A 13,242-nucleotide genomic window follows, 5' to 3' on the forward strand; every position below is an offset into this window, starting at 1 on the left:
ATCAGCCTCCCTGCATTGGCGTGAGGATCTCGATCCTGTCATTTTCGACGAGAGCGTGATCGTCGCGTTCTTCGCGATGGATAAGTTCGCCGTTGACGGCGGTTGCCAGCCACTCGCCCTCATAGTCGAGAGCGGCCAGAAGCTGTGAAAGCGTAGTTGCGCTGACGATCTGCGCTTCGCCATTGATGATCAGGCGCATTGGCGGTTCCTGTCGTTGTCGTGTCCGGAGAAGATGAGGTCCGCGGCCTCCGCAGCCATTGCCGGCGCCAGCAGGAAGCCGTGGCGATAGAAGCCGTTGATAAGGATGGTTTTGCCCTGCCGCGTCACGCGCGGGAGGTTGTCTGGAAAGGCAGGACGGATGCCGGCGCCGGTTTCGACGATGGCCGCATCGGCAAAGGCGGGGTGCAGCGCATAGGCGGCGTTCAGGAGTTCCATCAGCGAGCGGGCGGTGATCGGCCCGTCGGAGTCCGTTTCGATCATCGTCGCACCAACCATGAAAAGGCCTTCGCCGCGCGGCACGATGTAGACTGGAAAGCGGGGATGCAGCAGGCGGACGGGGCGCGAGAGCGCGACCTCCTGCGTTTGTAGATAGAGCATTTCGCCGCGTACACCGCGCAGCTCGCGGCTTTCGCCGACGCGGGCCGCCCCCGTGCAGTCGACGATTTCCGTGAAGTCGCCGTCGTCCGCCAGCCCTTCGATGAAGTTTGCGCCCTTCGCCAACAGATCGTTTTTCAATAGCTGCAGGACCTCGCGCGGGTTGAGATGCGCTTCCTGCGGAAAGAGCAGCGCATGGCGAAAGCGGCCGGCAAGAGAGGGTTCCAGAGTGGCGATCTCGCGCTCCTCTATCCAGCGATAGCCCGTTGTGCGGCTGGCGAACCGCTTCAGCTCGTTTTGATCCCGGTTCGGCGCGACGACGAGCGTTCCATTGCGGAGGACCCGGCCCGGCAGGATGGCGTCCCATCGATCGGCAGAATCACGGCCGCGCTCCAGCACAGCCTCATCGGCGCTCTCCCGCTCGCACCATGGCGCCAGCATGCCGCCGGCAAGCCATGAAGCGGCTCGGCTGAAATTTCGGCCGGGGTCCGAGATCGTGATTTCGGCACCGCGCCGAACAAGTTCGTGAGCGACCGTGAGGCCGGCAACGCCGGCCCCCTTGACGAGAATGCGCATGTCACTCGGCCGGATTCGAAGCGGCATCGATCGGCATATAGAGATCGCCGCCTTCGCGATATTTGGCCGCCATGGCTTCCAGCCCTTCCTTCTGCGCCTCGGCGCGAATGTCGTGCGAGATCCGCATCGAACAGAATTTGGGGCCGCACATCGAGCAGAAATGCGCAACCTTGTGGGCTTCCTTCGGCAAGGTTTCGTCATGGAAGCTGCGGGCGGTATCGGGGTCGAGCGACAGGTTGAACTGATCTTCCCAGCGGAACTCGAAGCGGGCACGCGACAAAGCGTCGTCGCGCACCTGTGCAGCCGGGTGACCCTTGGCGAGATCGGCCGCATGGGCAGCAATCTTGTATGTAATCACACCCGTCTTGACATCGTTGCGGTCGGGCAGCCCCAGATGTTCCTTCGGAGTGACGTAGCAGAGCATGGCTGTGCCGAACCAGCCGATCATGGCCGCGCCGATGCCCGACGTGATGTGGTCGTAGCCCGGCGCGATATCCGTCGTCAGCGGCCCGAGCGTGTAGAAGGGCGCCTCGCCGCAGACAGCAAGCTGTTTGTCCATATTTTCCTTGATCTTGTGCATCGGCACATGGCCGGGGCCTTCGATCATCACCTGGCAATCTCTAGCCCAGGCGATCTTCGTCAATTCGCCGAGCGTCTCGAGTTCGGCAAACTGGGCGGCATCGTTCGCATCGGCGATCGAGCCCGGACGCAGACCGTCGCCGAGCGAGAAGGAGACGTCATAGGCGCGGCAGATATCGCAGATTTCCTCGAAATGCTCGTAGAGGAAGCTCTCGCGATGATGGTGGAGACACCACTTGGCCATGATCGAGCCGCCGCGCGAGACGATGCCGGTGACGCGATTGACGGTGAGCGGGATGTAGTGCAGCCGCACGCCGGCATGGATGGTGAAATAATCGACGCCCTGTTCGGCCTGCTCGATCAGCGTGTCGCGATAGATTTCCCAGGTCAGCTCCTCGGCAATGCCGCCGACCTTTTCGAGTGCCTGATAGAGCGGCACCGTGCCGATCGGCAGCGGCGAATTGCGGATGATCCATTCGCGGATGTTGTGGATGTTGCGGCCCGTCGACAGATCCATGACGGTGTCGGCGCCCCAACGTGCGGCCCAGACCATCTTTTCGACCTCCTCCGCCATGGAGGAAGTGACGGCGGAATTGCCGATATTGGCGTTGATCTTCACCAGGAAATTCCGGCCGATGATCATCGGCTCGCTTTCCGGGTGATTGATGTTGGCCGGAATGATGGCGCGACCGGCGGCGACTTCCTGGCGCACGAATTCCGGGGTGACGTGGTCCGGGATGTGGGCGCCGAAGCTTTCGCCATCGCGAATCATGGCTTCCGCTTTCGCCTTGCGGCCGAGATTTTCTCGGATGGCAATGTATTCCATTTCCGGCGTGATGATGCCGGCACGCGCGTAAGCCAGCTGCGTGACGGCTTTGCCGTCCTTGGCGCGCAGCGGCTGGCGCTTGGCGGGAAATTCGGGTGTCAGCCGCTCGCCACTGACGAAGCCGTTATCTTCGGGGCGGACATGGCGGCCTTGATAAGCCTCGACATCGCCGCGGGCGAGCACCCAGTCGCGGCGGAGCTGCGACAGGCCCCGTTCGATGCTGATATCCGCGCCTTCGATCGTGTAGGGACCGGAGGAGTCATAGACGACGACGGGTGGCTCGCCGGATGTCGGATGGACGCTGATCTCGCGCATTGGTACGCGGATGTCGGCGTGGATATCCCCGGGAACATAGATCTTCCGCGACGCCGGCAGCGGCCCTGTCGTAACGGTTGGGGTCAGGTTTTTTGCGGCAATGGTCATGGTTTGAGGCTCCAAATTGCAGTTGGAGACCCAGTCATCAGCCGGAATGATGAAAAGACGCCGGCATGGAATCCAAGCGGGAACCCGAAGCCTTTGAGCGCTTGCACCGTCCCTACGCCAGTATGAACTGGATCAGGTTCAACGGGTCACTGCGCCCACAATCGGCAAAGCCGCATTGTTCAGCAGTATCTCAGCCCCTTGCCGGGACCCCCCTGGTGAATGTGGAAAAGGCTATGCCTTACCCTCGCCCTCTGTCAACCCCGCAACGATAGTGGCACTTTTTCGTCCGATCGATCAGTGCCGCAGCCATGCAATTACAACGTTATCGTGCAAAGGCGAGCGTTCAGCGTGCGGCGGTTCAGTAACGTGGCGCGGTATTGCCGACGAAACGATGAGGGCCGGTGTGGGAAAGCTTGCTGGCTGTATCGAGCCAGATCTTGCCGCCGAGCGCCCGCCACCGATGGCAGAAGGCGAAATCCTCGCTGAGATAGATGCCCGTTCCCTCTTCAATCATGCATTCGAACAGGGCATATTGGGTGCTCGGCGTGCGCTTGGCGCTGGGATAGGCGTGGATGGTGCCGTAGCGCAGCTCCGGATAGGAGGCGATCATCATCTCGATGACGGCGCGCTTGATCAGCAGCATGCCGGTGCCCGCATAGACGGCGCTGACGAAATCGCCGTCGCGTTCGGCGCTTTGGCCGACCAGCGGCGTTCCGACATAGTGGAGTGCTGCGGCCGAAAGCGATTCGCCGTCGTTCGTATTGACGCGGGCAGCGGTATCCCAATCATAATCCTTGATCGGATACATAGCGGCGACGACATCCTTATCGGCCTCCAGCAGCCGCATGACCTGATCGGGTTCAAAGCTGATGTCGGCATCGACGAACAGCATGTGGGTGGCCGAGGTGTCGTTGAGGAAGGACGATACGAGCGTATTGCGACTGCGGGTAATCAGAGCATCATTGCCGAGAAGCGCAAGTGTCAGTTGTATCCCGGCGCGGGCGCCCGTCTGCATCAAAGAGAAGATGGATTGCATGTAATCCTTGGTAACGAGCCCGCCAAAGCAGGGAGTCGCGATGAAGATCAACCGGTTCTCGTTCATTCGCGATTTGTCCCTTTCCAATGGCGCGAGTCACCGGAATCTAGGAAAATTCAACATTTCTGTGTGTGCTGATTTGTTGAATTTTATTTCTGAGCCTTGCCGAGGTTTTCGCGAAAGACCTCACCCACCGGATTTTGACCAGGAGAGGTCGGTGACAACGTCGGCGCTGGCGGCCGTCCACCGATCGTTTGTCGATGTCGATTCCGCCCGCGCACGGTTAGCGATCGCCGCTGGCATGCATTTGCGCGAGTTGTCGTGCCTTGCGTTCGCCGGAAGGAGCGGTCCCGGCCCTGCCGTGGCGAGTTGCATTTGAGCAACAGCGCGCAAGAGTAGCGCCTGGGTCACCTTCATATAATTGACAAACATACGGGCGGTTTGTAAGCAAAATATAGGACATAAATTGTCTTGCGGTCGAGCAATCGTCCGGATCGGTAGAGGCATTTCGAAACCTTTGCCGCGGGGTCAATCAAGGAGGTTCGAGGGGACTCTAGCCAACATCAGGTGCGTATTTGCCGGGCTGCCGGTCGCGTTTTGACCGAACCGATCTCTGAGGCGGTATCCAGCTTTGTACTCGCGGTAAATTAGAAATGTATATTACAACCAGGAGTTTAAAATGAACATCAAGAGCCTTCTTCTCGGCTCCGCTGCTGCGCTGGCAGCAGTTTCCGGTGCCCATGCGGCCGACGCCATCGTTGCCGCTCAGCCGGAGCCGCTGGAATACGTCCGTATCTGCGATGCATACGGCGCTGGCTACTTCTTCATCCCCGGGACCGAAACCTGCCTCAAGATCGGCGGCAAGGTTCGTACCGAAGGTCAGTGGTATGACGCCTATAACCCGAACAGCCACAACGGCACGCTCTGGCACACCCGCGCCGAGCTGTCGCTCGATACCGCGACCGACACCGAATACGGTCCGCTGAAGACCAACACGGTCATCCGTTGGGACTGGAACGACGGCAACACGACCAGCACCAAGCTGCTGTTCGCCAACATCAGCCTCGGTGGTTTCCTCGTCGGTAAGGCCGACTCTCAGTATAACTCCTACATCGGTTACGCCGGCGACGTCATCAACGACGACGTGATCTATGACGGCCCGTACGAACTCAACCAGTTGACCTACAATTATGATGCCGGCAACGGCTTCACGGCTGTCGTCTCGGTCGAAGATTCGAACTCCAGCGGTTCTGGCGCTTCCTATGGCTCCAGCTGGTGGACGGACGACAAGGCCAACCACTACGCTCCCGACGTTGTTGCCGGTGCTGGCTTCAAGTCTGGCGCATGGGGCTTCAAGGTCGTCGGCGGTTACGATTCGATCGTCGAAGAAGGCGCCATCAAGGCTCGTGTCGATGCCGACTTCGGCGTCTTCTCGGCCTTCTTGATGGGCGGCTGGAACACCGATGGTTCCAAGCTCAACAAGTATGCCGGCACCAACCTCGACCGTTCGGCTTGCCCTGTCAACGATCCGTCGAAGTGCGGCTGGGGTGACTGGGCCGTCTGGGGCGGCGTTGCCGTTCCGATCAACGAAAAGCTGAAGTGGAACCTGCAGCTCGCCTACACCGACTCGAAGATCTTTGCCGCGACCACGAACGTCAAGTGGAACCCGGTCAAGAACCTGCTCATCGAGCCGGAAGTCTCCTACACCAACTTCGATTCTGTAAATCAGGATCAGTGGGCTGGTATCCTGCGCTTCGAGCGCAATTTCTAATGCCAAATTACCCGGCTTCGCGCCGGGTAAGAGAAGCCCGGCGTTCCAATCAGTCGGGCTTCTTTCATCGATCGGTTGACCTCCGATCAAAGCAAAGGATCTGGCTTTCCCTCCGGATCCTTTTTTGTTTTCCGGGTTTCTTGGGTCGGCTCAGCTCTTCACAGGCTCTGCAAGCTGCTCTTGTCATGCCTTTGCAGCGGCGCGCATCGTATATGACGCGCAAAAGTCGCTGCAGTGGTTTGCTTGCCTAATCGGGCTGAGAACCGCCGCGCTTTTCCTGGAATTGCTAGACTGGCGTAGCCGCCAGCTCTTCCGTATGGGGAAACGGGAACCAGGTCTTCAAGACCATCTTTATGAACATTTGTCCGCAGGGCACGAGCTGGAAATTGCCCCTATCGAGTGTCCATTCAGTGATCAGGCCGCCGATGACCGCGGTGAGTGCGGAAGCGGCGGTGTCCGGCGTCCAGGGTGCCGGCAGCTTCGTCCTCTTATTCATCGAGGTGAATATGCGTTCGAAGTGTTCCTGCATGTCGTGCCGAAAAGAACTGGCGCGGCTTGTGGCGCCGTCGCAAAACGCCATGTCGAGATGCATCATCACCTTCAGCATGCTGCGATTGCGTGGATCGCCCTGAACGTCGTCGAATATTGCTGCGATCGTATCGGCGATGAGATCGAGAGGATCGAGCGGCAGCTCCTTCGACATCCGATCCGCCAAATCCTGAAACGGTTGCTGAGCCTCATCGCGAATCGCGAACATCAGCCCCTGCTTGTTCTTGAAATGCCAGTGCACCGCGCCCCGCGTGACACCGGCGGCGGCTGCTATCTCCTCCAGACTGACATTTTCATAGCCCTTATCGAGGAACAGAGCTTTTGCAGACTGCAAAATCTCGCTCCTCGTTTCCGCCGCCTCCTCCTTAGTACGCCTCATTCACGTCTCCACAGAAACAGATTGCCACGCTGTGCCCCTCTTCTTTTACTTTTCCCTTTCCATCGATGCTGCCACTACCGGCCCTCCAATACCAGTAGTGCACAACAGAATGGCGGAATTTATGCCCCCTGAAAATCGGGAGAGAAAATCGCAACGGGATGTATTCGTCAAGCACCTATAAGCCACGCGCAAGTTTCCTTGTGCAGTTTCCTCCGCGTTGGGAAGTGAAAATCGAAAGTGTGCGGATGCGAAGGTAGCCGCGACGGCAACCTGAACAGGCGATACGATCTCAGGTCTACCTGTCCGAAGATGATGCATAGGCCAAGTTGGGGCGCAAGGTGCATTTGATCTTGGGTGGTTGCTGTTCCATCCACACATGTCGATAGCATGCCGTCACATCCTTTACCCCTTTTGCGGTGAGGCCTGACGACAATTGTGTTCAAGCCGCGTACGCGTAAGCCATCGGAGTTCCTCTCAACGCTCGTATCTGGAGGCCCCATGACGAGCATCTCTTCGATCTCATCCAGCAATTATTACCAGTATCGGACGTCTCGTTCGGCTACGGACGATTCCATTTCGTCGCTGCTGTCCGACAGTTCGTCCGGCAACTCTTCCGGCGTCAACTCCTCATCGCCCTCGTCGAACGATCAGGCTCAGATGGCTGCAGCTCAGCAGCTCATCGCACAGCTTATGAACATCATTCTCAACCTGCAGGCCAACGGCGGCAGCAATGGCTCGACCCCGAATTCGGATGGTGATTCCAACGACTCCACGTCGAGTACCCAGCAGGCATCCGCAACCGGCAGTGCGTCGGCGGCCCAGCAGACCTCTGCAAACGGAAGCCAGAACAGCACGCAGAGCGATATGATCAGCGCCATGGACGCCAATGGCGACGGCAGTATCAGCGAGGCGGAATTCGTGGCCGCCCGTCCGGCGGATGTCACCGAAGCCCAGGCGCAGAAACTGTTCGAAAGCTTCGACAGCAACAAGACCGGTTCGCTGACCGAAGCGCAGCTTGCCAAAGCCATGCAGTCAGGACGGCACGGGCATCATCATGCCCATTCCGGCGCCCAAATGAGCGACGATGAACTTGCCAGCGCGTTTTCCTCCATGGACACCAACGGCGACGGCGGCGTCACTCAAGCCGAATTCGTTGCCGCTCGCCCGTCGAATGTGAGCGAGGACCAGGCAACGGCGTTGTTCAACAGTCTCGATACGTCCGGTTCCGGCTCGCTGACGCAAAGCCAGTTCGAATCGGCCATGAAGGCTCAGCGACCGCAGCAATTGCAGATGCCGGATTTGAGCAGCTTCTATACGGCAAATGACCAGGATCAGACGACAAGCGACCTGTTGACGCTCTGATCGGACATGAAGGTTCGCATTCGATCATGCGAAGTGCCGGCAGCCTGGACGGAAGAGGTTTTGATCTCTCGATCAGGTGAGCCGGCTCTTTTCGTTCGCGTGGCGAGATCGGCCTTACAGCGCCGCGTCCACGTAGCGCGCAAAGGTTGCTGTAACCCTTTAAATCTACTGCATGATTCCTTAAATCGATGCTGAATTAAGCAATTATGCTGCAGGCCCTGAAAAGAAAATCTGAAATTCTTGAAGTTATGGCGACGGATTTCGGCGGGTGCGCCGTTCAATCAATGTAAACCTGTGTCTGACGTCGAAGGATGATACGCTGACCGAGATGCTGCGATCCGATTGGCGCCGCTTGCCGGCCAAGGGGCCGAGGCGGCCGCGTTGTGCCGGTATCGCACGAAACCGGAACGGTGGCGGTTGTCGATGAAGTGGGATCGCGCGCCCAAGAGTGGCGACCCGGATGAGGATCTGCTCGGGCGCATCGCGGCAGGCGACGTTCCGGCAATGCGCGCGATGGTATCCCGGCAGTTGCCGCGCATAATGGCCGTGGCGACCCGCCTGCTCGGCGATGCGACCGAAGCAGAGGATGTGGCGCAAGAGACGTTCATGAGGGTCTGGCGAAACGCCGGCGGTTGGCGCCAGCGCAATGCCCGCTTCAGCACCTGGGTGCACCGCGTTGCGATCAACCTCTGCTACGATCGCCTAAGGCGGCGCAAGGACGTTCTTGCCGAGCATCCGCCCGACATCGAATATGAAGGGCCGGCGCCGGACGCGGGTTTGATGAACGAGGACGATCCATCGCGGCGTGTGGAACGGGCCATGCAGATGATCGCGCCGCGGCAGCGCGAGGCGATCATTCTTGTTTACTATCAGGCGCTGTCGAACGCCGAGGCGGCTGAGATCATGGATGTCAGCGTCGATGCGCTGGAGAGCTTGCTTGCGCGTGGAAGGCGCTCGTTGCAGGTGCTTTTGCTGAAGGAGCAGGGCGATGGTTGAGAATATCGCGGGTCCGATGAATGCCGAGCGGTTTGAAGAATTGACCGCCACCTATGGCGGCGATATCGGCCGTTGGCCGCAGGCCGAACGTGCGGATGCGCGCAATTTTGCAAAGAGCCCTGCTGCCGCCGGAATGCTTGCACGTGCCGCCGATCTGGATGCGTTGCTCGATACCTACGTCGTGCAGCCTCGCCATGCGCGATTGGAAGACCGGATTCTCGCAAAGCTCGTGCGTCGTCTGACGGTCCGAAACTGGTTCCGCTTCGGTTCGGCCGGCATCGGCCTGGTGGGGGTCGGCATAGCCGGCGCGCTTGCCGGCAGCATCGCCATCGCCGTGCTCGCGCCCAATCTCACATCCGATGCCACAATCGTTTCCGACGGAACCGCAACCATGTTTGGCGATATCGGGCCGGACGCAGGCATAGTTCAGGACAGCCAATGACGGATCGCAGCTTTCGAATAGTGGTCATATCTCTGCTGGTGTTGAACACATTCCTGATCGGAGCGTTGGCCGGCGGCGGGCTGACGTGGATCCGCAAGACGCAGGCGCGCGCCGGGATGATGCCGCTTGCCGGCGAGCAATTGCCATCAGTTCAGAGGAAGGCTTTGCGCGCGGCACTCAACGAGGCACGTAAGGGCGATCGCCAGACCATTCTTGAGGCTCAGCAGGCCAAGGTCGATGCCGCCTCCCTTCTGGGGCAACCGACATTGGACAAGGAGGCTCTGTCGGCGGCTCTGGCAAGGGCACGCGATGCCGATATCGCCTTGAGAGCGAAGCTGGAGCAGCGCGCGGTGGATTTCGCGGCAACGCTTTCCTACGACGAGCGTCGGGCGCTTGCCGAAAGCCTTATCCGCCGCAGCATGCCGAAGGCTGGCGCCACAAAATGATCACACTTGCCGACCGACGGATCGGACGAGCGCTCACGTTTAAAAGATGTGTTAGATGCAGGAGTTGGCAGGACCATGGCTCAGCAGTCGAATGATGTTTATGCCGCGCTTGCCCTTTCCCGGTTTGGGCTGGGGGCAGATCGCAACGGCACCGCGTCGATCGTGTCGGACCCGCGCGGGGCTTTGATGGAAGAAATCACCGAACGCTACGTCCCGGTTCCGGTCGGACCGCTGCTCCAATCCACGGCCGATCTTCTAGTTTCTCTCCACGTATTCCAGGAGCAGCGCAAGGAAGCCAGGCAGCAGGCCGCGACCGCCGTCGCCGCCGCGGCGCAAGACAAGCCGATGCAGGGACCGCAACAGCCGCAGAAGCCGCCGGCGCAGTCCTCGGGTGCCATGATGGCGGAACAGCCGAGCAATCAAGCGATGCCAGCCCAGGCGGCCAATCAGTCTCAGTCGAACAATCAGGCCATGGCGGTGGCGGCTGGGAAAACGGCCGACAAGCCGCAAATGCAGCAAATGCCCTATCTTCCGCAGCAGATCCTGTTAGCCGAGGCGGATGCCCGCTTCAACGGCACCATCCGCCAGCCCTTGATCGGCTTCGGCGAGCGGCTTGCCATGTTCTGGGCAAACCATTTCGCGGTTGCAATCTCAAAGAACGAAGAGGTTCATATCGCTGCCGGCGCTTTCGAGCGCGAGGCCATCCGGCCGCATGTCTTCGGGCGTTTCGCGGATATGCTGCTCGCCGTCGAGACCCATCCGGCCATGCTTGGCTATCTCGACAATCAGCAATCGATCGGACCGAACTCAAAGGCGAACGCCAACAAGAAGCGCGGCCTCAACGAAAATCTCGCCCGCGAGACGCTGGAGCTGCACACCCTCGGCGTCAACGGCGGCTATACGCAGACCGATGTGACGACGCTTGCCAAGATCATCACCGGTTGGACGGTGGCAGGCGCCGAAGGCAAGCTCGGGGCACCCGGCACGTTCGTCTTCAATGCGGGTGCTCATGAGCCTGGCGACCAGACGCTGCTCGGTCTCACCTATGCCGACAACGGCGTGGGGCAGGGGCGGGAAGCCTTGCGCGATCTCGCCCGCCATCCGGCGACGGCCCAGCATATCGCCACCAAGCTCGTCCGGCATTTCGTTGCCGACACGCCACCGCCGTCGCTGGTGCAGACTGTCGCCGCCACCTTCAGCAAGACGGATGGCGATCTCTCGGCCGTCTATCGCGCCCTCGTCGGTTCCGAAGAGGCCTGGAACCCGACATTGTCGAAGGTTCGCTCGCCGCTCGAATTCATGGCGGCACTTCTGAGGGCAAGCGGCGAGACGCCGAAGCCGAATGTCATTCTCGGCGCCTTGACCGCCATGGGCCAGCCCTTTTGGGCGCCTGCCGGCCCCAACGGCTTTGCCGACACAGTCGATGCCTGGGCATCCAGCGAGAGTCTCAGCATGCGCATGGATGTTGCCAATATGATTGCGAATGCGGTGCCGCCCCAGGTCGATCCGCGCAGTTTCGTTTCCGACAGCCTGGGGCCGCTTCTTTCGAGTGAGACGCTGCAGGCCGTATCGCGCGCGGAGACCCGCAAGCAGGGCCTGACGATCGCCTATCTTTCCTCCGAATTTCAAAGGCGCTGACCATGACCTGCGAACTCATGACCCCCACCCGCCGTGCCGTGCTTGGCGCTTCCGGCGCCTTGTTCGCCTGGGCTTTCATCCCGCGCTTTGCCCATGCCGCCGGCGGACGCGACCCGCGCTTCATCACCATCATCCTGCGCGGTGCGCTTGATGGCTTGACGGCCGTTCCGCCTGTCGGCGATCCCGATTATCAGACGCTGCGGCAGTCGATCGCCATGACGACGAGCGGCCCGCAGGCGGCTCTTCCGCTCGACAGCTTCTTTGCGCTGCATCCCTCGATGCCGAACTTCAACCGGCTCTATCGTGCAGGGCAGGCGGCCGTCGTGCATGCCAGCGCCACGCCCTACCGCGACCGGTCCCATTTCGACGGTCAGGATGTGCTGGAATCTGGCTACGAAATGCCCGGCCGCGTCGATTCCGGCTGGCTGAACCGGATGCTGGAGGGCCTGCCGAAGGGCGACAAGGTTTCTCCGGGCGCATCGGCGATCCGCGGATTGTCCATTGGCGCTAACGCGCCGCTTGTCATTCGCGGCAAGGCGCCGGTGCTTGGCTGGTCTCCGTCCAACCTGCAGCCGGTCAGCGACGACCTACCGCCGCGCCTGATGGATCTCTACAATCACACCGACCCGCTTTTTGCGAAAATTCTCGCCGAGGGCATTTCGACCGGCAAGATCGCCGCCGGTCTCGACGTCAAGGCGAGAGGCGGCCCCGGCGACCCCACGGGTATGGAACAGATGGCGAGAGGCGCAGCCCGGCTGTTGGCACAGGACGATGGTCCCCGCGTCGCAGCGTTGGCCTTCGAAGGATGGGATACCCATGCCGGCGAGGTGGATCGGCTGAACAAGCTTCTCGTCGGGCTCGACAATTCCTTTGCCGCGTTCCAGCAGGAGCTTGGTCCCGCATGGAAGGATACCGCGATTTTCGTGGCGACCGAATTCGGCCGCACGGCGCAGGTCAACGGCACGCAGGGCACGGACCATGGAACCGCAACCACTGCCTTCCTCGCCGGCGGCGCGATCAAGGGCGGCCGGGTGATTGCCGATTGGCCCGGTCTCAAGCAGGCGCAATTGCGCGACGGCCGCGATCTTGCCGCCACCACGGACCTGCGTGCCGTCGTCAAGGGCATTGCGGTCGATCTGCTCGGAGCATCGTCGGCCGTATTGACGCGGGATGTCTTCCCCGGATCCGATCATGTCCTGCCGATGAAAGGGCTAATCGTCTGAGCCGCGCTCCGATCTATCCGGGGATTTCTCACACACTGGCGCAGTCGTTTCCGGCCACGTTGCAGTCCGTAACGTTGTTCTTGCTCCCTATGCGGCGCGTTCGAGCACTTCGCGAACCTGGGCTTCGGTGGCGGCAATGGCAGCATTTGCGGCATCCGGGCCGAAGACGGTGCCTTCGACACGTATGAGTTCCACGTCGGTCAGGCCGATGAAGCCGAGCAGATGGCGCAAGTATCCCGCCTGGAAATCAAACGGCGCATAATTTCCGGTGGAGAACACGCCACCCGTTGCCGTTACCAGATAAACCTTCTTATTGGACAGCAATCCTTTAGGGCCATCTTCTCCGTAACCGAAGGTCACGCCCGGCCAGATGATGTGATCGAACCAGGCCTTGAGGAGAGA

The 13,242-nt window shown here is 60.5% G+C and carries 13 protein-coding genes and 1 riboswitch; of the genes, 7 read left to right on the forward strand and 6 right to left on the reverse strand.

Going from position 1 to position 13,242, the window contains the following annotated elements:
• Window position 1 precedes the first annotated feature (1 nt).
• The 4 genes from thiS to Q4Q11_RS12670 form a co-directional block, all read right to left on the reverse strand.
• On the reverse strand, window positions 2-199 hold the full coding sequence (gene thiS / locus Q4Q11_RS12655) for a sulfur carrier protein ThiS (RefSeq protein ID WP_498569688.1): 198 nt from the start codon (window positions 197-199) through the stop codon (window positions 2-4).
• Entirely contained in the window at window positions 190-1,170 is a 981-nt protein-coding gene (gene thiO, locus Q4Q11_RS12660) for a glycine oxidase ThiO (RefSeq protein ID WP_112503956.1), read from the reverse strand. Before thiO ends, thiS begins: the two co-directional genes overlap by 10 nt.
• Window position 1,171: 1 nt before the next feature.
• Window positions 1,172-2,998, reverse strand: coding sequence for a phosphomethylpyrimidine synthase ThiC (gene thiC, locus Q4Q11_RS12665; RefSeq protein WP_112503958.1), 1,827 nt, complete (start codon window positions 2,996-2,998; stop codon window positions 1,172-1,174).
• Window positions 2,999-3,089: 91 nt separating this feature from the next.
• A riboswitch (TPP riboswitch) is annotated at window positions 3,090-3,222 on the reverse strand.
• Between the two features lie 134 nt (window positions 3,223-3,356).
• On the reverse strand, window positions 3,357-4,100 hold the full coding sequence (locus Q4Q11_RS12670) for a hypothetical protein (RefSeq protein WP_112503961.1): 744 nt from the start codon (window positions 4,098-4,100) through the stop codon (window positions 3,357-3,359).
• Between the two features lie 613 nt (window positions 4,101-4,713).
• Between Q4Q11_RS12670 and Q4Q11_RS12675 the strand changes: the two genes are divergently transcribed.
• Window positions 4,714-5,805 (forward strand): porin, encoded by a 1,092-nt coding sequence (locus tag Q4Q11_RS12675; RefSeq protein WP_112503964.1) that lies wholly within the window; start codon window positions 4,714-4,716, stop codon window positions 5,803-5,805.
• Window positions 5,806-6,091: 286 nt separating this feature from the next.
• On the opposite strand, the gene Q4Q11_RS12680 is transcribed toward Q4Q11_RS12675, so the two are convergent.
• The gene (locus Q4Q11_RS12680; RefSeq protein WP_112503967.1) at window positions 6,092-6,733 is read right to left on the reverse strand and encodes a TetR family transcriptional regulator; all 642 of its coding nucleotides are present in this window, start codon (window positions 6,731-6,733) and stop codon (window positions 6,092-6,094) included.
• A gap of 498 nt (window positions 6,734-7,231) precedes the next feature.
• Here Q4Q11_RS12680 and Q4Q11_RS12685 point away from each other — a divergent pair, with 498 nt between their 5' ends.
• The 6 genes from Q4Q11_RS12685 to Q4Q11_RS12710 all read left to right on the forward strand — a co-directional run bounded on the left by Q4Q11_RS12685 (window position 7,232) and on the right by Q4Q11_RS12710 (window position 12,840).
• On the forward strand, window positions 7,232-8,095 hold the full coding sequence (locus Q4Q11_RS12685; protein WP_113215696.1) for an EF-hand domain-containing protein: 864 nt from the start codon (window positions 7,232-7,234) through the stop codon (window positions 8,093-8,095).
• Between the two features lie 381 nt (window positions 8,096-8,476).
• Complete coding sequence (locus Q4Q11_RS12690) at window positions 8,477-9,091, forward strand: RNA polymerase sigma factor (RefSeq protein ID WP_498569693.1); 615 nt, start codon at window positions 8,477-8,479, stop codon at window positions 9,089-9,091.
• Window positions 9,084-9,533 carry a hypothetical protein gene (locus tag Q4Q11_RS12695; protein WP_112503976.1) on the forward strand — a complete coding sequence of 150 codons (450 nt, stop codon included), beginning with the start codon at window positions 9,084-9,086 and terminating at the stop codon, window positions 9,531-9,533. The genes Q4Q11_RS12690 and Q4Q11_RS12695 overlap by 8 nt, the downstream gene beginning before the upstream one ends.
• Complete coding sequence (locus Q4Q11_RS12700) at window positions 9,530-9,979, forward strand: periplasmic heavy metal sensor (RefSeq protein WP_112503979.1); 450 nt, start codon at window positions 9,530-9,532, stop codon at window positions 9,977-9,979. The genes Q4Q11_RS12695 and Q4Q11_RS12700 overlap by 4 nt, the downstream gene beginning before the upstream one ends.
• A gap of 75 nt (window positions 9,980-10,054) precedes the next feature.
• The gene (locus tag Q4Q11_RS12705) at window positions 10,055-11,617 is read left to right on the forward strand and encodes a DUF1800 domain-containing protein (RefSeq protein WP_498569689.1); all 1,563 of its coding nucleotides are present in this window, start codon (window positions 10,055-10,057) and stop codon (window positions 11,615-11,617) included.
• Between the two features lie 2 nt (window positions 11,618-11,619).
• Window positions 11,620-12,840 carry a DUF1501 domain-containing protein gene (locus Q4Q11_RS12710; protein ID WP_498569690.1) on the forward strand — a complete coding sequence of 407 codons (1,221 nt, stop codon included), beginning with the start codon at window positions 11,620-11,622 and terminating at the stop codon, window positions 12,838-12,840.
• A gap of 87 nt (window positions 12,841-12,927) precedes the next feature.
• On the opposite strand, the gene Q4Q11_RS12715 is transcribed toward Q4Q11_RS12710, so the two are convergent.
• Window positions 12,928-13,242: FMN-dependent NADH-azoreductase (locus Q4Q11_RS12715; protein WP_498569691.1), on the reverse strand; the 315-nt coding region annotated here is incomplete at its 5' end.

It is taken from the genome of Rhizobium sp. UFLA01-1127 (assembly GCF_059803845.1).